The organism is Methanobrevibacter intestini, from assembly GCF_047402955.1.
Classification (GTDB): Archaea; Methanobacteriota; Methanobacteria; order Methanobacteriales; family Methanobacteriaceae; genus Methanocatella; species Methanocatella intestini.
The window spans coordinates 702,607-722,720 of sequence record NZ_CP187956.1 but is presented as its reverse complement, the minus strand read 5'-3'; the positions used below and the strand labels follow the sequence as shown (position 1 = coordinate 722,720).

Here is a 20,114-nt window from a genome sequence, read left to right as displayed (position 1 = left end):
TATAACATATTTATATATCTTAATTTAAATGTAATAGTGTTGTATAATTTATGTCTTTTTAAATAAGGTGATAAGATGTTACTCGAAATTGAAAATTTGGCTGTGGAAGTGGCCGGCAAAAGAGTTTTGAAGGATATTAATCTTTCAATTGATGAGGGGGAGACTCATGTTCTTTTAGGCCCGAATGGTGCTGGTAAAAGTACATTGTTTTTAACAATTCTTGGTTTTCCACAATATAATGTAGTTAATGGAACAATTAAATTCAAAGGTAAAGATATTACTAATTTAACTACAGCTGAACGTGTCCAATTAGGAATTGGGGTAAGTTTCCAATCTCCACCATCTATTCGTGGAGTGTCAGTTCGTGATTTGCTTAAAATTGAATCTCATCAAGAAATTAATGAACCGTTAAATGCCAGAATGTTGGAATTGGCTCAAAAACTTAAATTTAATGATGAATTTTTAGACAGGGATGTTAATTTCGGATTTTCCGGAGGGGAAGTTAAACGTTCTGAAATTTTACAGTTACTTGCTCAAATGCCTGATTTCACTATGTTTGATGAGCCGGATTCCGGTGTGGATATTGAAAATGTTGAATTGATAGCTAGTGAAATTGGTACTTTACTTGATAAGGATTTAAAACATGATTCTAGAAAAAGAAGCGGTCTTTTAATTACTCATTTAGGTTATATTTTGAATTTTGTAAGTGCTGATAAAGCTCATGTTTTAATGGATGGTAAAATAGCTTGTTCAGGTAATCCTGCTGAGATTATTGAGGATATTAGGAAAGAAGGTTTCAATGGATGTGTTGAATGTGCGCAATGTATTAAATGATGCTGAAAGAGCTAAAGATAAAAAAGCTCCACTTGGTGTAGATGTTACAATTGAAAATTTTTCAGATGAAATTATAGATGGAATTGATCTTTTAGATGATTTGGATGATGTATCTAAAAAGACTAAGAATACTCTTTTAAAAGTTGGAGTAGATACAGAAGAAAAGGGAAGGTCAGGTTCATTTTTACAAGTTGATCAGTCTAATGTATTTACAAATAATTCAATGTCTGATTCAGTTGAAGTCATGAATATTGGTGTTGCTTTAGATAAATATCATTGGGTTAAAGATTACATGTGGAATGTTGTAAAACCTGATGCAGATAAATATACTGCTAAAACAGCTTTACGTGAAGAAAAAGACGGAATTAAAAGCGGATATTTTGTAAGGTCATTGCCTGGAACTAAAGAGGTTTTCCCTGTACAGGCATGTATGTTTATTAGTGATGAAGATATTATGCAAACAGCTCATAATGTCATTATCGCTGAAGAAAACTCTGAACTGCATTTAATTACAGGATGTGCAACTGGTGAGGATATTTCATCTGCAATGCATGTTGGAGTATCTGAACTCTATGTAAAACCAGGTGCTAAAATAACTTTTACCATGGTTCATAATTGGGCAGAACAGGTGGAAGTACGTCCAAGAACAGGAATTAAGGTTGAAGAAAACGGTACATACTTAAATAATTATATTTTAACCAGTCCGGTCAATACTTTACAGTCTTATCCTACTGCTTATTGTGATGGTGCAAATTCCAGAGCAATTTTCCAAAGTATTCAGGGAGGTAAAAAAGATTCTGTTATTGATGTAGGTTCAAGAGCTTATCTTAATGCTCCCGGTGCAAGAGGAGAAGTTATTTCTCGTGCAGTATCTCAGGATGAATCTCAAATATTTGCTAGAGGACATTTAGCCGGAACTGTTCCTGAAGTTAAAGGTCATTTGGAATGTCATGGGTTGGTATTGTCTGATGACAGTATGATTTATGCTGTTCCTGAACTTGAGGCAAGTTCTGCAAATCTTGAAATGTCTCACGAAGCAGCAGTTGGAAAAATTGATGAAGACGAAATCAATTATCTGACTTCAAGAGGAATAACTGAAGAAGAAGCAGCTTCCATGATTGTAAGAGGTTTCTTAAGTATGGATATTACAGGACTTCCTGATGAATTAGCTGCAGATACTCAAAAAATGATTGATATGAGTGTAGATGGGATGTAATTCATCTTATTTTTCTTTTTTTTAAATTTTAACTTTTTTTATTAGCTTCTTAAAATCTTGTTTTATACTATATAAACTTTTTGGCTTTAAGTTCTAAGTAACCTTTATATTAATTATTATAGTAATATATTAATCAGTACGTTAATGTTATGCTGAGCTAGCTCATTAAGTACATAAAATTGTGAATTAAGGTAAAAAATTAAGGTATGACTAAATTTTTTGTCTTAAAGAAGAATTTAAAAAATTTTTTAAATTTGAATAATCTGGTTTGAAAATAATTTCAAATTAGTAAAAATATGATAGAGGAGGATAAACTCTATGGCTGATGATGTAAAAATTGTAATGTTTTGTTGCAACTGGTGTTCCTATGGAGGAGCAGACACAGCAGGTACTGCAAGGATGCAATACCCACCGAATATTAGAGTTATTCGTGTAATGTGTTCTGGAAGAATTGACCCACAATTTGTGTTAAAAGCATTTAAAGAAGGGGCAGATGGTGTATTTGTAGCTGGATGTCACATGGGTGACTGCCACTATGATGCTGGAAATTATAAGTTAGATCGTAGAATGAGATTAATCTACAAACTTGTTGAAGATATGGGAATTGGAAAAGAAAGAGTTCACCACGATTGGATTTCCGCATCCGAAGGTGAAAAATTCTCTGAAGCTGTTAAAATGATGGTTAACAGAATCAAAGAATTAGGTCCTGCACCATTAAAAGAACAATTAGATGCTGAAAACTAGATTGGAGGAGTTATTATGGCTGATAAAGTAAAAATAGGAACTATGTGGTTAGGCGGATGTTCCGGTTGCCACTTATCAATTGCTGATTTCCACGAATCTTTATTAGATGTTATGGAATTAGCTGATTTTGAATTCTCCCCTGTACTTATGGATACCAAATATGATGAAGTACCAGAATTAGATGTTCTCATCGTAGAAGGTGGAATTAGGAATGATGAAAACAGGGAATTAGCTGAAATGTTAAATGAAAAAGCAAAATTTGTTATTGCTTATGGAACTTGTTCATGTTATGGAGGAATTCCAGGACTTGGTAACTTATGGACTGTAGAAGAATTAGAAGAAGAAGCTTACATTAATTCATGTTCTACTGTTAATCCGGAAGGAATTATTCCTAATGAAGAAGTACCAGCTCTTGAAAGCAGAGTAAGACCATTAAGTGCAGCAATGGATATTGATTTAATTATTCCTGGTTGCCCACCTCGTTCTGATGTTGTAGCTGAAGCTGTTTTAACATTATTACGTGGAGAAACTATCGAATTACCTGCAACTAACCTTTGTGAAGTATGTCCTAGAGAAAAACCACCTGCTGGTTTAGCTATGGACTTCATTAAAAGACAATTTGAAGTTGGAGCTCCTGAAAAAGATTTATGTTTAATTTCCCAAGGTTTAGTTTGTATGGGTCCTGCAACTGTTTCCTTATGTGGAGCAGAATGTCCTTCTATTGGAATCCAATGTAGAGGATGTTACGGCCCTACTTCTAAAGTATTAGACCAAGGAGCAAAAATGATTAGTGCTATTGCATCTGATTACGGTGTCGACGAAGATAAAACTGTTGACCCTGAAGCTGTAGCAGATCAATTAGATGATATTGTAGGTACTTTCTACACTTACACATTACCTGCTGCTTTAGTCCCTATGAAAATGCAGAAAGGAGGAGAATAATATGGTAAAACTTACTATGGAGCCTGTAACACGTATTGAAGGTCACGCTAAAATTACTGTACAGCTCGATGATGATGGAAATGTAGTCGATACAAGATTACATGTTATGGAATTCAGAGGTTTCGAAAAATTCTTACAAGGTCGTCCAGTTGAAGAATTAGCTAGGATTGTACCAAGAATCTGTGGTATTTGTGATGTTCAACACCACTTAGCAGCTGCAAAAGCAGTTGACCAAATTTTCGGTTTCGAAGATGAAAAAATCCTACCAACAGCATATAAAATGAGAGAAATTATGAACTGGGGTTCATTTATGCACTCCCACGCACTTCATTTCTACTTCTTAGCTGCTCCTGATTTAATCATCCCTGATGGAACCAGAAAAACCAGAAATGTTTTCCAAATTATTAAAGATCAACCTGAAATTGCACTTCAAGCAATTGAACTTAGGAGAAATGGTTTAGAAATTGTAAGAAAAATCGGTGGTCGTCCAATTCACCCAACTTCCTCTACTCCTGGAGGTATTTCTACTGAATTAGATGATGAAACTCAAAAAGATTTATTACAAAGAGCTCAAAGGAACGTAGAATTAGCACAAGCTACTCTCGACTTAGCTAAACCTATTTTTGAAGAAAAAATGGATTTAGTCAAATCTTTAGGTTACTTTGGTGACACCAGACACTGTGGTCTTGTAAATGATGGTGTATGGGATGTTTACAATGGTGATGTAAGAATAAAAGATGTTGATGGTAGTATCTACACTGAATACAAAAACTTAGAATACAAAGATGTTGTTGCTGAACATGTAAAACCTTACTCTTGGTTAAAATTCCCTTACATTAAAGAATTAGGATATCCTGAAGGTATTTACAGAGTAGCACCATTATCCAGGATTAACGTTGCTGATAAAATGCCAGATGCAGCACCTCTTGCACAAGCTGCATTTGAAGAATTCCATGACAAATTTGGATATGCACAAGCACCATTATTATTCCACTGGGCAAGACTTATTGAATTATTAGCATCTGCTGAATGTGCTGCTGATGCATTAGATCAAGATTTATCTGGTCCAAAATTCCCAGAAGAATTAGAAAGAACTGCTGGTGAAGGTGCAGGTATTGTAGAAGCTGCTCGTGGTACTTTAATACACAACTATGCATGTGATGACAATGGTTTAGTAACTGAAGCTAACATTGTTGTAGCTACTATCCAAAACAACCCAGCTATGGAAATGGGTATTCAACAAGTAGCTAAAGATTACATCAAACCTGGTGTAGAAGTAGACGATAAAATATTCAACTTAATGGAAATGGTTATCAGAGCATACGACCCATGTTTATCCTGTGCAACTCACACTATGGATAGCCAAATGAGATTAGCTGAAGTAGATATTGTAGACAGTGAAGGAAACATCATTAAAAAATTCTAATTGAGGGGTTTTAATAATGATAGTATTTAATGAAGATGGCTGTATTAGGTGTGGTGCTTGTGAAGGTACCTGCCCAACCTCAGCTATTGATGTAACACCTACTTCCATTATTCACTGTGATACTTGTGGAGGAGAACCAAAATGTGCTGATGTTTGTCCTGAAGGCGCATTAAAAGTAGAAACATATTCTATTGCAGAAGGGGCTGAAGATCAAGTAAGATTAGTATTTAACTCTACTTTATGTAATTCCTGTGGTAAATGTGCCGAAGCTTGTCCGCAAGACACTATTAAACTTACTGGAAACGATTTAATGGAAGTTGAAGGTTTCTGTGTAATGTGTCAAAAATGTGTAAACATCTGTCCTGTTGATGTAATTGGTATTCCAGGTATTGTAGAACCTAAAGGCGAAGTTATTGACCTTGAAGGTAAAGGACCTATTTACATTAATGATTGTGTAGGTTGTGGAACTTGTGTAGATCCATGTCCTGTTAGTGCAATTACTCTTGATGAAATTGGTGGAACCATTTCAATAGCTGATGATGTTTGTATTAAATGTGGTTTATGTTCACAAACCTGTCCTTGGAATGCAGTATTTATTTCTGAGAAAAAACCTGCAAAACGTGCTAAAACCATTAATTCTTTCGATTTAGAATTATCTAAATGTATTGGATGTAATACTTGTGTTGAAGCATGTCCTGGTGACTTTATTAAAGCTAATGCTGCAAACTTGTCTGTATTAATTCCAGATGCATGTGCTGCATGCCAATTATGTATAAAACTCTGTCCTACTGATGCATTAAGTATGGATGTTGAATGGGCTGACGGAGTTCCTGCAGATACTGAAGGATTAGGTTATGATGCTGAAAAATGTGACTTTGTTGGTGCATGTGCTAATAAATGTCCTACTGAAGCAATTCGTGTAGTAACTAAAACTGGTATGTTATGTCCTGCATTAGAAGAAACAGATGCTGAACCATCTTTTGCAAGTTGTATTAGATGTGGAGCATGTGCTGCAGTCTGTTCCAATAATGCTTTATCTGTTGGTTCAATAGAAAAAGTTATTGATGGTGAAACTGTAACTAGAGACAGGATAGAATTTAACCCATATAAATGTGACGAATGTGGTGACTGTATCGAAGCATGTCCATACAATATGCTCCATGCAACAGGTAATGAAAAATTCCCAATTATGGGATTCTGTACCTTATGTGGTCAATGTATCGAAGCATGTCCTAAAAACGCATTATATGATGCATAGGTGTATCAACACCTTTTCATCATTTTTCTTTTTTTAATTATAACTTATTCATTATTGTTTTACCGTTTTTTATGGTCATTACTGCTTCGCCAGTATATTCCTGACCGTCAAATGGTGAATATTTGGCTTTTGTTTTGAAATTTTCAATATTGAATTTGCCTTCTTTTTTCAAATCGATAACTGTAAAATCAGCATCTTTCCCGATTGATATTGATCCTTTATTTTTTAAATTGTAAACTTTAGCAGCATTTTTGGATAATATTTTTGGAATTAATTTTAAATCAAGATTTCCTTTGTTTACCTGTGTTAGCAAAAGAGATACTACGGTTTCTAATCCGGGAATTCCTGGTGAAGAACTCCAAACTCCCTGATTTTTATCTTCAAGTGTATGTGGAGCATGGTCTGTTCCAATAATTGTGTTTTCATCAATGTCACTTATGTTTATTTTATCTTTTGCCTCTCTTAATGGAGGGTTTGTTTTTATCATTGTGCCGTAAGTATTGTATGTACTGTTGTCTAATAATAAATGATGTGGTGTAAATTCATAGCTTACATTATTGGATTTAGCTAAATTTAAGGATTTTTTAGAGCTTAAATGACAAATATGTAAATTTAAATTATTTGCACTAGCTAGTTCAATAGCCTGTTTTACAGATTCATCTTCTGCTTTAGCAGGTCTGGCATAACTGTAATCAATTGGAATATTTTCTTCTTTTTGTTTTAATCTACTGATTTCCTTTTTTATAATAGCTTTATTTTCACAATGTACTGCTACAAGGCCGTTATATGAAGTAGTTTTTTTTAAAGTTCCTAAATCTTCAAATATCCCTTCCAAAGTTTCATCATTTTCCAAATCCATAAATATTTTAAAGGATATTGGATTTAAGCTAATCATTTTTTCCATTTCTTCTAAAGTATTCCAACCTGCCTGAAGCTCATAATTTACAATGCTTTTTTTATCAGCAATGGCTATTTTTTCTTTTAGGGCTTTGTATGTGTTTGTTTTAGGGATAGTATTTGGCATATCTATAACTGTTGTAAATCCTCCATTAGCTGCACTTTCACTGCCTGTTTTGAAATCTTCTTTTTGTGTTAATCCGGGATCTCTAAAATGAACATGGGGGTCAATAAATCCTGGGAGAAGTAGTTTTCCATTAATGTCAATTTTTTTACCACCTTCAAATGGAATTTTGGATATTTTAGCTATTTTTCCATTTTTAATTCCAACATAAAAATTTCCAATTTTATTTATTAATTTACAGTTTTCAATTATTGTATCCATTTTATCCCTCCTTTAGTTTAGTTTGGTGTTTTAAGTTAATATTTGTTTAGTTGTTTATATTTTATTAAAAAGTTTTAAATATATTACATTTTAATAATTTAATTAATAGTCAATTTTTCTTTAATTTTCATTTGACTATCATGGAATTAAATGGAGGTGAAAAAAGATGAACTTTAAATTAAAGATTTTGCTTTTAGGATTGTTATTTGTTTTATGTGTTAATTCAGTTTCTGCAGTTGATTCTTTGAATAATATGACTTTAGATGATAATGTTATCTTGGAGGATTCTGATTATGTTGTTGATGAAACCATTTTAATTGATGGTGATGTTTCAATCAGTTCTGAAAATGGTGCTGTTATTTCAGCTAATAATGAAAATAGTATTTTTAATGTTTCAGGTAATTCTAAGTTAACTTTATCTAACTTGAATTTAACTGATGCTAAAGGAGTAAATGGTGGTGCTATTTACAATGAAGGTACTTTAATATTAAATAATTGTAGTTTTATAAATAATAAAGCAACTTTTGGTGGTGCTATTTACAATAATGGAACGATTATTTTAAATAACTGTACTTTTAAAGCCAATGTTGCTTCAGTCAGTGGTGGGGCTATATATAATCTTCAGGATGATTTAACTATTCAAGATTCCACTTTCATTGGAAATTATGCAAAAATTAAAAATGGTATTTTACAGGGAGGAGCAATAGCTAATTATGCCAATAATTTAACTGTTGACAACTGTTCTTTTGTAAAAAATCATCTATTTAATACTAACTGGTATAAAAACGGAAAAATGTATGGTGGAGCTATTTATAACTGTGGAGATAATTTATTAGTTAGAAATTCTAAATTTATTAAAAACTATATTTATGGGTACACAGACAATATGAATAAAAATGTGGATTTATCTGATAAATATGGCGGTGCTGTTTACTCAAATGCAACTGTTTCAACTTTTATAAATAATGAATTTGATTCAAATGAAATATATGCTATGTTATCTTCTTATGTTACTAAAAAAATAAATTTAAGTAATAAAGGTATAGCTAGTGCTATTTCAGCATATAATAAAGTATTCATAATTAATAATACATTTTCAAATAACTCTGCTGCTGTTGCTCCTATAGATATTGATGATGGTGAAGGTTGTCTTATTTTAAATAATACTTTTATTAATAATAATGCACGTTCCCTTGCACAATCCATGTGGCTTAGTGGAAATAATATGCTTATTAGTGGAAATACTTTTTATAGAGATGGGAATGCTACTGATAAAGGTTATTTTGAAGATCCTAATTATTGGGAAGTTTATGAGATTTTAATTCTTGATGGAGTAAATAATACAATTGCCTTTAATTATTTCGAAAATTCTAATGGTATTCATTATCTTAATCCTACTGGTGAAGATAAAACTGCGAATTTAACTATTAGTAATAATATATTTAATAATTCCAGGAAATCTATTTCTGTAGAACATGGAAATAATGTGGATATAACTTCAAATATATTTATAAATTCAAATTATGCAATTGATACTTACACTGGAAGGTATGTTAATATTAAAAATAACTATTTCTATGGTGGAGGTCCTGATGGTAATTCTCATCAGGGGTATGTTGATATAAATTCTCATTTCACTGTTATTTCAGGAAATGTCTTTAGAAAAGTAGGTAATAATGATAGTTTAGGTCCTATAATTTCTATTAAAGTAAGGGATAATATTACAATTACTGGTAATGCTTTTATTGAAAATACTGTTGCACATGGTAATGGAATTATTCATTCATTATTCGGTGGATTTTATTATATTGATGGTATAACTGATGTTGATGGTCCTTTAGGTAATGTTGAAGTTAATAATAATTATTTTGCAAATAATTCTCTTAATGATGGAGCGTTATTTGATTCTGTAGCTTCAAAAATTAACATTGTCCGAAATATTATTGAAAATAATGATGGTTTAATAATTTTAGCTAATGACACATATTACCAAATTCAATATATGAATTTCACGGATAATGAAATTAAAGATTTCACTGGAAATATTGAGGATTATATTTATCTTTATAATTCCAAAAATTTCAACGGATCTGATAATAAAAAATACACAGGAGAAAGTAGCTCATTTATAGATAAAATATTTGATTTTATTAAAGATTTATGGGATGACTTTTTCAAAGGTAAAGATTCTATTAAAGATCCAACTAAAGTTGATGATAATAAGAATATAAGTAATTCTACATCTGAAATTACTAATAATACTGATGTTGATAATTCTACAACTAACATTACGAATAATACTGAAATTAATAATACAAATGTAAGTAATTCTACATCTAACAACACAGAAATTATTGATAATACTACAAATACAGATAATTCCACATCTGATGTCAATAATAACACAACCATTCCAGATAATAATACTTCTGAAGATAATACTAAAAAAGATGATTCTACATCTGAAGATAATAGTAAAAATACTGAATTTGATAATAATGCTACAGACTCAGATAGTGGTTCTGATGTTGGTGATAGTTTAAATATGTTGCCTTCATATAGTCACAGTGATAAAACTAATAATGAAAATCCTAGCGAATCCAAACCTGCAAAATCAAATGTTGGTGCAGGTCAATCTAGTCCACATTCACCTGGTGCTTCTTCTTCATCAGAAGCTTATGAAATTGAAAAATCCAATGTTTCTAAAAATATTAATGATAATAATTATTTGATATTTTTTATTGTGGTTATTGTGGTTATATTTGCATTGTTAGTTGTCGGATATAAGAAAAAATAATTTTTAAAATTTTTCAATGAGGTTTTTATTTCCTCTTTTTTTTTTAAATAGTTTGTTTTTTTATAATACAATTTAAGTATATCTATTGTAAATAACTTATTTTTGTTTAATTTTACTTCTCTTTTTTTGAAAATATATATTTAAATAATTTAATAACTATATTGAAATATGTCAAAATTATTTTATTTTTCTACAAATATTTTTGATTATATATAAAATGGAGGATTTGTATTAATGAATTTTAAATATTTAATATTCTTATGTTTAATGTTCATTGTTTCAATTGGTGCTGTAAGTGCTGCAGATGATGTAAATAATACTGTAGATAATACAGTTGATGCAGATACAGCAATAAATAGTGTATCAGTTGATTCAGTTATTATGGATAGTCCTATTTATGCAAATAATGCTAAGGAATATACAATAACAAATGATAATTATGAAAACTATTTTGATAATGAAACTGGTGATATATTAGATACTGCTCCTTTTAATAATGGGGATGTTTTAAAAATTGATAATGTATCAGATAAATGTTTCGTAATAAGTAAAAATTTAACTATTTTGCCTGCTGGGGCTAATACTACTTTTACAAATGTAGGATTTAATTTTGTTCCTGGAAGTGAAGGTTCTATTGTAAATGGAGTAACTATTAATAATACTGTTGGTAAATGGAGTAATAATGATGCTGTATTTTTAATACCTATTTTAATTCAGCATACTAAAAATATCACAGTTATTAATTCCAATCTTTATTCATCAGCAAGTACTGTACCAGCTCCAAATAATGTTGTTTATATGGTAAATGCATCTTATTGTAATATTAGAAATAATACTATTTCTCAATCTTCAGGTAAAGTGCCTGTGAATATTGTTTCATCAAGCTATAATAATATAACTGATAATAAGATGTATTCTAAATCTGCAAATGTTATTTTTGTTGGATTAGGTTTTTCATCTCTTGCTGTAGCTGGTGTTAGTGAAGGTAACTTATTTAAAAATAATATTCTTGATGGAAATGGTATAAGTAGTGCAATGTGTTATGCTATTAAATTACAAGGTAATTCAAATGTTGGTAAAACTATTGGTCAAAATACATTTATAGGAAATACTATATCTAATGCATATGATGGTATTTATATTCAAGATGATGTAAATGGTACAACTATAATAAACAATACTTTTATTAATGTAAGAACAGGTATAGAAATGGTTCATCAAAGAGCAGTTGTTGAAAAAGCATATATTTACGGTAATAATATAACTGCAACTACTGATGCTATTGTAATTACAAGAGGATCTGCAACAATTGAAGATAATGTAATTAATGCTGGAAATAGGGGAATATTTTTAAAACCATTTTCTTCTGATTTATTAATTTTAAATAATCATGTTGTTGCTAGAGGACAATATGCTGTATGGTCTGATAGTAGGAGTAATAATGTAACTGTTATGGGTAATTATCTTGTTTCTAGTTCATTTAAAGGAGATAATGCTGTTAAAGCTAAAGATAAAAGTAAAGTATCTGGCAATGGACCTTTGGATATTAATGTTGCTATAGATGCAGACATAACTAAAAATGCTACAGCTACTATTAAACTTTCACCTATGGTTAATGGTACTATAACTATTAGCTTCAATGGAAAAATAGAAACTATTGATTTTAATGGTTCAGGATCTCTTGTTTATGATTTAGGATTATTAGAATTTGGAGAACATAATATTACTGTAACTTATAATGGTAATAATAATTTTAATGGCACTACTGTTACTAAAACTTTCTTTGTTGATAAAATCAATACTGGAATTAAACTTGTTGTAGGTAATGTTAATGTTGATGAAACTGCAGTAATTAATGTAACACTTACTCCTGGAATAAATGGAACAGTAAAAGTTGTTGTAAACGGTCAAACTTATAATGTAGTTATTAAAAATGGTATAGGAACTTTAGAAGTAAAATGGTTAAAAGCAGGTAAATATGATGTATCTGCTTATTTCACAGGTCAAAATTATTATAAAGACTCATTTGCTTCAGCATCATTTAGTGTGAATAAATTAAACCCAGTCCTTAGTATTAATGCTAGTTCTATTAACTGTGGCGAAGATGTTATTATTAATGTGTCTTCATCTGTATCTTCTATAGAAGTTGAATTAGTTATTCGTTTAGACAATTCAAATTATTATAGATATGATTCTTTCTATATATATGGTCAAGAATCAAGAAAAATATCTGATTTGCCTGCAGGAAGTTATTTGGTTCAATTTATTGCACCGGAAGACACTAAAAATAATAGAGCACAAACTACAGTTCGTTTCACAGTATCCAAATTAGCTTCTTCTGTTGCAGTTGATGTTAAAGATATTGTTGTTGGTGAGGATGCTGTTATTGGTGTGTCTGTTCCAGGTATTGTTTCTGGTGTAGTTAATGTTACTGTTAATGATGAATCTTATGATGTAGCTATTGTTGATGGTAAAGGAACTTTAACTATTTCTAATTTAGTTGCTGGTGACTATAATATTAGTGCAAGCTACTTAGGAGATGACAAATATTTATCAAGCAGTAATTCTACTAAATTTACCATATCTAAATTAGCTTCTTCTGTTGCAGTTGATGTTGATGATATTGTTGTTGGTGAGGATGCTGTTATTGGTGTGTCTGTTCCAGGTATTGTTTCTGGTGTAGTTAATGTTACTGTTAATGGTAGGTCTTATAATGTTGCTATTGTTGATGGTAAAGGAATTTTAACTATTTCTAATTTAGCTGCTGGTGATTATGATGTTAATGTGAATTATGCGGGAGATAATAAATATGTAGCAAGCAGTAATTCTACTAAATTCAGTATATCTAAATTAGCTTCTTCTGTTGCAGTTGATGTTGATGATATTGTTGTTGGTGAAGATGCAGTTGTTAATGTGGTTTTACCTGATGATGCTACTGGTAGTGTTACTATAACTGTTAATGGTAAAGATTATGTAGTTGATGTTAAATATGGTGTTGCTAATATTGCTATTTCTGATTTAGCTAAAGGAAACTACAATGTTTCTGTAAAATACTCTGGTGATGGCAAATATTTACCTAGTGAAAATGCTACTCACTTTGATGTTGTAAAAGCATCTGAATATAATGTGACTATTATTATTGATGTTGGTGATATTGTTGTTGGTGAGGATGCTGTTATTGGTGTGTCTGTTCCGGATATTGTTTCTGGTGTAGTTAATGTTACTGTTAATGGTAGGTCTTATAATGTTGCTATTGTTGATGGTAAAGGTGTTTTAACTATTTCTAATTTGGCTGCTGGAAACTATAATGTTAATGTAAAATATGGTGGAGATGACAAATATTTACCAAGTAGTAATTCTGCTAATTTCACAGTGTCAAAAGTTTCATCTAGTGTGATTGTTAGTGTTGATGATATTGTTGTTGGTGAGGATGCTGTTATTGGTGTGTCTGTTCCTGGTATTTCTTTTGGTGTAGTTAATGTTACTGTTAATGGTAGGTCTTATAATGTTGCTATTGTTGATGGTAAAGGTGTTTTAACTATTTCTAATTTAGTTGCTGGTGATTATGATGTTAATGTGAATTATGTTGGGGATAATAAATATGTAGCAAGCAGTAATTCTACTAAATTTACCATATCTAAATTACCTTCTTCTGTTCTTGTTAATGTTAAAGATATTGTTGTTGGTGAAGATGCTGTAATTAGTATTGCATTACCTGAAGATGCTACTGGAAATGTAACTGTAAACGTTAATGGTAAAAATTACACTGCTGTAGCTAAATATGGTGTAGCTAGTGTAACTATCTCTAATTTAGCTAATGGTACTTATAATGTAAGTGTATTCTACAATGGTAATGACATATACATGCCTATGGAGAATTCTACTAATTTCACTGTTTCTAAAGTGTCTGATTATAATATGACTGTTGATATTGCAGATATTATTAAAGGTGAAAATGCTACAATTACTGTTACTACTCCTAAAGACGGAACCGGTAGTGTAGTTGTAACAATAAACGGTACAGATTACAAAGGAACAGTCACTAACGGCACTGCTAAAGTTATTATTCCTGGTTTAGATGAAGGAACCTACAAAGTAGTAACCTTCTACACAGGAGACGCTAAATACGACTCCATGATAGTTAACGGAACAATAACAGTTAATAAAAACACTAAAACCACCTTAACAATGGACGATATTGTAAAATACTTCAAAGGTGCTCAAAATCTCACAGCTAAACTTGTTGACGCATTTGGAAACCCAATAGCTAACGCAACTGTTTACTTCACAGTAAACGGCAAAGTTTATGCTAAAACAACTGATAAAAACGGTACAGCTTCCATGGGTATCGGATTAGTTCCTAACGAATACAAAGTAAATGCTGTATTTAACGGAACCAAAGATTATGATAAAGCAACAGCTAATGCAACAGTAACAGTTAAAAACACTGTATTAGGAAACGACACTACATTATACTTCTGTAACGGAACAAAATATGTAGCTAAATTCTTAGACAGCAACGGAAAAGCATTAGCAAACACAACTGTTAAATTCAACATTAACGGTGTGTTCTACACCCGCGTAACTGATGAAAACGGTACAGCTAGTTTAGGCATCAGATTAAATCCAAAATCATATGTTATAACAGCTTACAACCCGGCAACCGGTGAAGAAAGAGCTAACAACATAACTGTCATGCCAACTTTAGTAACTAAAGATTTAGATATGAAATACTTAGACGGCAGCAATTTTACTGCTTTAACTTTAGATGGTCAAGGTAAGCCATTAGCTAACCAAAATGTATCATTTAACGTAAATGGTGTATTTTATCACAAAGTTACTAATAAAGATGGTATTGCAAGCTTAGGAATCAGATTAATGGCTGGTGAATACATCATAACTTCCTACTGGAATGACTTCCAAACAGGAAACACAATAAAAATCAGTTCTTAAAGAGAATTCACAATTCTCTTAACTTTTTCTTTTTTTACATATATCCTTATTTAGTTTAAATTTCATATTATAATTCATGTCATTAACTGAAGATATTCTTATGCGTGATGAGGAATTGTTTTTCAGTGATTTGGATATAACTTCTAAAAGTTCAGATAATAATTCTGAAACGAAATTAATCGCTGACTTTACTGAGTATAATCCTTTACATAATGGTCATTTTCATTGCATGAAAGTTGCAAAGTCACAAGTTCCAGATGCATTATTTGTAGCTATTGTTCCAGGACTATTTGAGCGGAGTGGACGAGGTATTCCATATATATTGCCACGTGAAATTAGAGCAAAAATAGCTATTTCAGTAGGTGCAGATGTTGTTGTTGAAGGCCCGCCTATGGGAATTATGGGTTCCGGCCAGTATTCTCTGTCATTGGCTAAAATGTTTAAAGCTTTAAACACAGATTATATTCCAAGAGGTTATAAGGAAGTTCCAAATTTTGATTTAATAATGGACAGAATATCTGAAGGTCATTGGATAGCTCCAAAACCTTATAAAATAATTGATAAAACAGTTAACGAAGTTCTCCTAAGAGATAAGCTTGAAGAAGATAATTATGTCATAGCTTCATTTTCAAATTCTTTAAGTAAAATCAACTTTGATTATGAAAATAAGTTTATTTTTGTAAAACGGATTGAAGGAGTAAGCGGAACTTTAATCAGGCGTTCTATTGCTGAAAATAATTTTGATAAGGTTAAGGACATGATGCCTGATAAAACCATTGAAGTTTTAAAACATGAAATAGCTAATGATAATCTGATTTATAATGTTAGGGATGAAGAAGCTATTTTAAATACTGTAAATACTTTTGATTTTGATGATTTAGTTAGTTTAAACATGTTTAATGAAAGATTGGCTAATACTATTTTTAATAATTCTCCTTTTGATAATGTTGAAGAGGTTCAAAAAGTTATTGGAAGAGGTTTTTCAACACATTTTAGTGAAAGAATACTCAGTATTCTGGAAGTTCCCATTTCCAAAAAAGTAATTTCAGAATATATTGAAAATTATCCTGCAAAAATTAGGGTGCTGGATTATAAGAATGGTGAAGTTTTAGAAAAATTTAGAAAAAAAGTAAATAATGAAATTGAATTATTTCATTAAATTACCTATTAATTCTCCAGGGTCTTGAAGACCAAATACAGCATCTAAAAATGTAGGATAGCTATTAGTTAAGAAGAATAAGTATACAATGTAGAATAATACAATTATAATAGCTATTATTAATATGATAGTTAATATAATATCTACAATTCCGAAGGGTTCTTTTTCATCTTCATATCTGATGTTATGAATAGGTTTTTTGGATTTTTTAGGTTGTTCTCTGCGGATGTTTAATTGATCACGTATTTGTCTGTCTAATTCTTGTTCTTCTTCATAACTTCTATGTGGTTGTCTTATTTGAGGTTCTTGTTGGTAGTAATTTTGTTGTTGTGCATACATTTGGTTTTCATTAGCTTGCGGATTGTATGCTTGTCTTTCCATTTGTTGAGGAACATAAGCAGGTTCTTCAATTATTTGCTGATTATATTCTTTTTCTGTTGGTTGTGGTGTTTGTGGAACATATGGTTTTTTAGTTAATGAACCGTATTCTTCTTCATCTTTAGCTAATTGTTCTTCTAAAGGAACTTCTGTTTCATCAAAGTACAAGTCATCCAAATATCTTTCGTATTTTTCCTCTAAAGCTTGTCTTGCGCTTGTTTCTTCAGGTTCGTAAGTATGGTCCGGATAAATGTAATCTTGAGGTGCTTGTTGTTGTGGTGCTATTTGTTCTTGCGGATAGTAATCAAATTCGTTTTGAGCACTTTGTGGTTGTTGTCTTAATGTTTGTTGTTGATTTTCAATAATGTTTTGACCCATACTTTGATCTTGATTTATATTATTAGATGGTTCTAAGTAAGGTGCGCTTTCTTTTCTAAAGTATGATTCTGGTGTTTCATTAACTTCTTTAGAATAGCTCATTCCTTTTATATTATATGGGGAATCATCTGCAATAGGTTTATTAAATACTTCTTCTTTAGGATAAGAATCTTGTTGCGGTGAAGTATTATAAACAGAAGATTCTTCTTGCAAATCTCCTGCATAAATATTTTCATTACTTTGATCTAAATTACTGCTTAAATCACTAGCAAAAATAGCTTTTTCTTCTTTTGGAGGCTGGTAAATAGACTCATCATAAACTGGAGGTTCTTCTTTTTTACCAAGCCTTACAGGTTCTGATTTTTTTTCAACATTTTGGCTAGCTATATTTTGTGTTTCTTTTTGTTCATTAGTTTTATTATTTAATCCAATTCCTACAATTTTTTCCAAACATTCTTTACAATACATTTTGCCGGCAATTTCTAAACTGCATTCTTCACATACAGATTTTCCACAGATGGCACAAGTATTAACACCTTCTTTGTTTGGATGATAGTAACATTCCATAAATATACACTCTCTAATTTTGTATTTAATAAATCAAGAAATTATTTATAAAATATATTTATATTTTTTGTTTATATAAAAGTTCCTATTATATAGTTAAAATGTTTAATAGGCCATTATAAATTGAGTTTTTAAATAAGTGATTGGTTTTTTTATTCTTTTTTTGTTGTTTCAAGAATTTTTTCTACAACAATTTCAGATGCTATTAAATCATCAGCTGTTGATAAAAAACTTTCAAGTGAATTATTGTCTAAGTTGTATTCAATTGTGTCATTTTTCAACTTTGAATCTAAAAATCCAATATTGTCAACTTCTAAAGATTCATAAACAGTTTCAGCAATCTTTGAATTTTTGTATTTAAGTTGCAGTTTTCCTTTTATTTTCATCTTTAAAATTTATGTTTTTTAAACTATTTAATATTTTTAAGTATTTTTTACTTAATCGTAACATTTATGTACTTTGCTATTATAAATAATTATATTTAATTTATTAATTTCTATAATTACTGTATTATTTTAATACTTTTTGTTGAATATTATTTAATGTTTAATATTTCTTTTGTAATAGTTTGGATTATATAACGAAATAAATTGCTTTTTATTCAACAGTGGTTATATTGGCAGGTGAAATAAATGTTGTCTGAAACATGGTCATTGATTGCTAATCAAAGTGATTTTTTTACTAATTTAATGATTCAGCATTTGGAAATTTCTTTAATTTCGGTTATTTTAGCAATAATACTTGGATTGGGTTTGGGTATTTTTATAAGTGAGTATCCGAAAAATAAATGGATTTTAGCAATTGTTAATCTTATTTATACAATTCCGTCAATAGCATTATTCGGATTTTTAATTCCAGTTTCAGGAGTAGGTAATACCAGTGCAGTTATAGCTTTAACTATTTATGGATTATTGCCTATGGTTAGAAATACATATACTGGGATTCGAACTATTGATAGTAAGATTATTGAAGCTGCAAAAGGAATGGGCAGTACCGATCTTCAAATCTTATTAAAAATTAAATTGCCATTGGCTTTGCCACATATTATGTCTGCAATTCGTAACATGTCTGTTATGACAATTGCTTTAGCAGGTATTGCATCATTTATTGGTGCCGGAGGTTTGGGGGTAGCTATTTACAGAGGTATCACTACAAATAACATGCCTTTGATTGTTGCAGGAAGTGTACTGATTTCTGTTTTAGCAATAGGTATTGATTTGATATTGGGATACTTTGAAAAAATATCTGCACCTGGTGCAAAAAGACCTAAATTCTTCAAATATTTCAAAAATAAAAAAGTGCTTGCTTGCATAGTTATTATCTGCATTCTTCTTGGAGGATATATTGCACATGAGGAAAATCCTGCAAACACAATTCATATTGCAAGTAAGGCATATACTGAAGAATACATTACTGGAGAGCTTTTAAAACAAGTTATTGAAGCACACACGGATTTAAATGTAGAACTTACTTCTGGAGTAGCTGGAGGATCAGGTACAATTCATAGTGGTATGGAATCCGGGGATTTTGATTTATATCCGGAATATACTGGAGTAGCTTGGTTAAGTATTTTACATAAAAACAGCACATATAATGAAACTCAATTTAATGAGTTGAATTCATATTATGAAGATAATTATAATATGACATGGTATAATAAGTACGGTTTTGAAGATACTTATGGAATAGGAGTTACAAAAGAAGTTGCAGATAAATATAACTTAACAACTTACTCTGATTTGGCTAAAGTTTCTAATCAATTATCTTTTGGAGCGGAATCTGATTTTTATGCACGTGAAGACGGTTATGATGTAATCTGTGATGCTTATGGGATGAACTTTAAAGATACAATGGATTTGGATGTAAGTCTTAAATATGATGCAGTTAAACAGGGTCAGGTTGATGTAATTGACATTTATACAACTGACGGGCGTTTGGAAAACTCCAATATTGTAGTTTTGGAAGATGATAAGAATTTCTATCCTTCATACTATGGAGGAACAGTAATAAATCAGCAAACTTTAATAGATCATCCGGAAGTAGCTGATGCACTTGATTATTTAACTGGTAATGTTTCAACAGAGGATATGAAACATATGAATTATGAAGTTGATGTTGAAGGAAAAGACCCTTCAGATGTAGCTCATGACTTTTTAGTAAGTAAACATTTGATATGAGGT

Annotated in this window: 13 protein-coding genes; 10 read left to right on the top strand and 3 right to left on the bottom strand. The window is 30.8% G+C overall.

What is annotated here, in order from left to right:
* Window positions 1-75: 75 nt before the first annotated feature.
* From sufC to ACMC9J_RS03310, 6 genes are all read left to right on the top strand, one after another.
* A complete protein-coding gene (gene sufC / locus ACMC9J_RS03335; protein ID WP_019266689.1) occupies window positions 76-834 on the top strand; it encodes a Fe-S cluster assembly ATPase SufC in 759 nt (252 codons plus the stop codon).
* A complete protein-coding gene (locus ACMC9J_RS03330) occupies window positions 800-2,050 on the top strand; it encodes a SufB/SufD family protein (protein ID WP_019264893.1) in 1,251 nt (416 codons plus the stop codon). The genes sufC and ACMC9J_RS03330 overlap by 35 nt, the downstream gene beginning before the upstream one ends.
* 318 nt (window positions 2,051-2,368) lie before the next feature.
* Window positions 2,369-2,794, top strand: a complete 426-nt coding sequence (locus tag ACMC9J_RS03325) for a hydrogenase iron-sulfur subunit (protein ID WP_004032932.1) — start codon at window positions 2,369-2,371, stop codon at window positions 2,792-2,794.
* Between the two features lie 15 nt (window positions 2,795-2,809).
* Window positions 2,810-3,736, top strand: coding sequence for a F420-non-reducing hydrogenase subunit G (locus ACMC9J_RS03320; protein ID WP_019264892.1), 927 nt, complete (start codon window positions 2,810-2,812; stop codon window positions 3,734-3,736).
* A gap of 1 nt (window position 3,737) precedes the next feature.
* The gene (locus ACMC9J_RS03315; RefSeq protein WP_019264891.1) at window positions 3,738-5,162 is read left to right on the top strand and encodes a Ni/Fe hydrogenase subunit alpha; all 1,425 of its coding nucleotides are present in this window, start codon (window positions 3,738-3,740) and stop codon (window positions 5,160-5,162) included.
* A gap of 16 nt (window positions 5,163-5,178) precedes the next feature.
* Window positions 5,179-6,420, top strand: coding sequence for a 4Fe-4S binding protein (locus tag ACMC9J_RS03310; protein ID WP_019264890.1), 1,242 nt, complete (start codon window positions 5,179-5,181; stop codon window positions 6,418-6,420).
* Window positions 6,421-6,457: 37 nt separating this feature from the next.
* Here ACMC9J_RS03310 and ACMC9J_RS03305 read toward each other — a convergent pair whose 3' ends face one another.
* Window positions 6,458-7,702 carry a dihydroorotase gene (locus ACMC9J_RS03305; protein ID WP_019266688.1) on the bottom strand — a complete coding sequence of 415 codons (1,245 nt, stop codon included), beginning with the start codon at window positions 7,700-7,702 and terminating at the stop codon, window positions 6,458-6,460.
* 166 nt (window positions 7,703-7,868) lie between these two features.
* Here ACMC9J_RS03305 and ACMC9J_RS03300 point away from each other — a divergent pair, with 166 nt between their 5' ends.
* From ACMC9J_RS03300 to ACMC9J_RS03290, 3 genes are all read left to right on the top strand, one after another.
* Window positions 7,869-10,499: an adhesin gene (locus ACMC9J_RS03300; RefSeq protein ID WP_427003545.1), complete on the top strand. Its 2,631-nt coding sequence runs from the start codon at window positions 7,869-7,871 to the stop codon at window positions 10,497-10,499.
* A gap of 234 nt (window positions 10,500-10,733) precedes the next feature.
* Complete coding sequence (locus ACMC9J_RS03295) at window positions 10,734-15,452, top strand: Ig-like domain repeat protein (RefSeq protein ID WP_427003544.1); 4,719 nt, start codon at window positions 10,734-10,736, stop codon at window positions 15,450-15,452.
* A 76-nt stretch (window positions 15,453-15,528) separates the two neighbouring features.
* The gene (locus ACMC9J_RS03290) at window positions 15,529-16,611 is read left to right on the top strand and encodes a nucleotidyltransferase family protein (RefSeq protein WP_427003543.1); all 1,083 of its coding nucleotides are present in this window, start codon (window positions 15,529-15,531) and stop codon (window positions 16,609-16,611) included.
* Here ACMC9J_RS03290 and ACMC9J_RS03285 read toward each other — a convergent pair.
* A complete protein-coding gene (locus ACMC9J_RS03285) occupies window positions 16,600-17,934 on the bottom strand; it encodes a hypothetical protein (RefSeq protein ID WP_004032942.1) in 1,335 nt (444 codons plus the stop codon). The genes ACMC9J_RS03290 and ACMC9J_RS03285 overlap by 12 nt on opposite strands.
* 152 nt (window positions 17,935-18,086) lie before the next feature.
* Complete coding sequence (locus ACMC9J_RS03280; protein ID WP_004032943.1) at window positions 18,087-18,320, bottom strand: KEOPS complex subunit Pcc1; 234 nt, start codon at window positions 18,318-18,320, stop codon at window positions 18,087-18,089.
* 246 nt (window positions 18,321-18,566) lie between these two features.
* On the opposite strand from ACMC9J_RS03280, the gene ACMC9J_RS03275 reads away from it, so the two are divergent.
* A complete protein-coding gene (locus tag ACMC9J_RS03275; protein WP_427003542.1) occupies window positions 18,567-20,111 on the top strand; it encodes a glycine betaine ABC transporter substrate-binding protein in 1,545 nt (514 codons plus the stop codon).
* Window positions 20,112-20,114 lie beyond the last annotated feature (3 nt).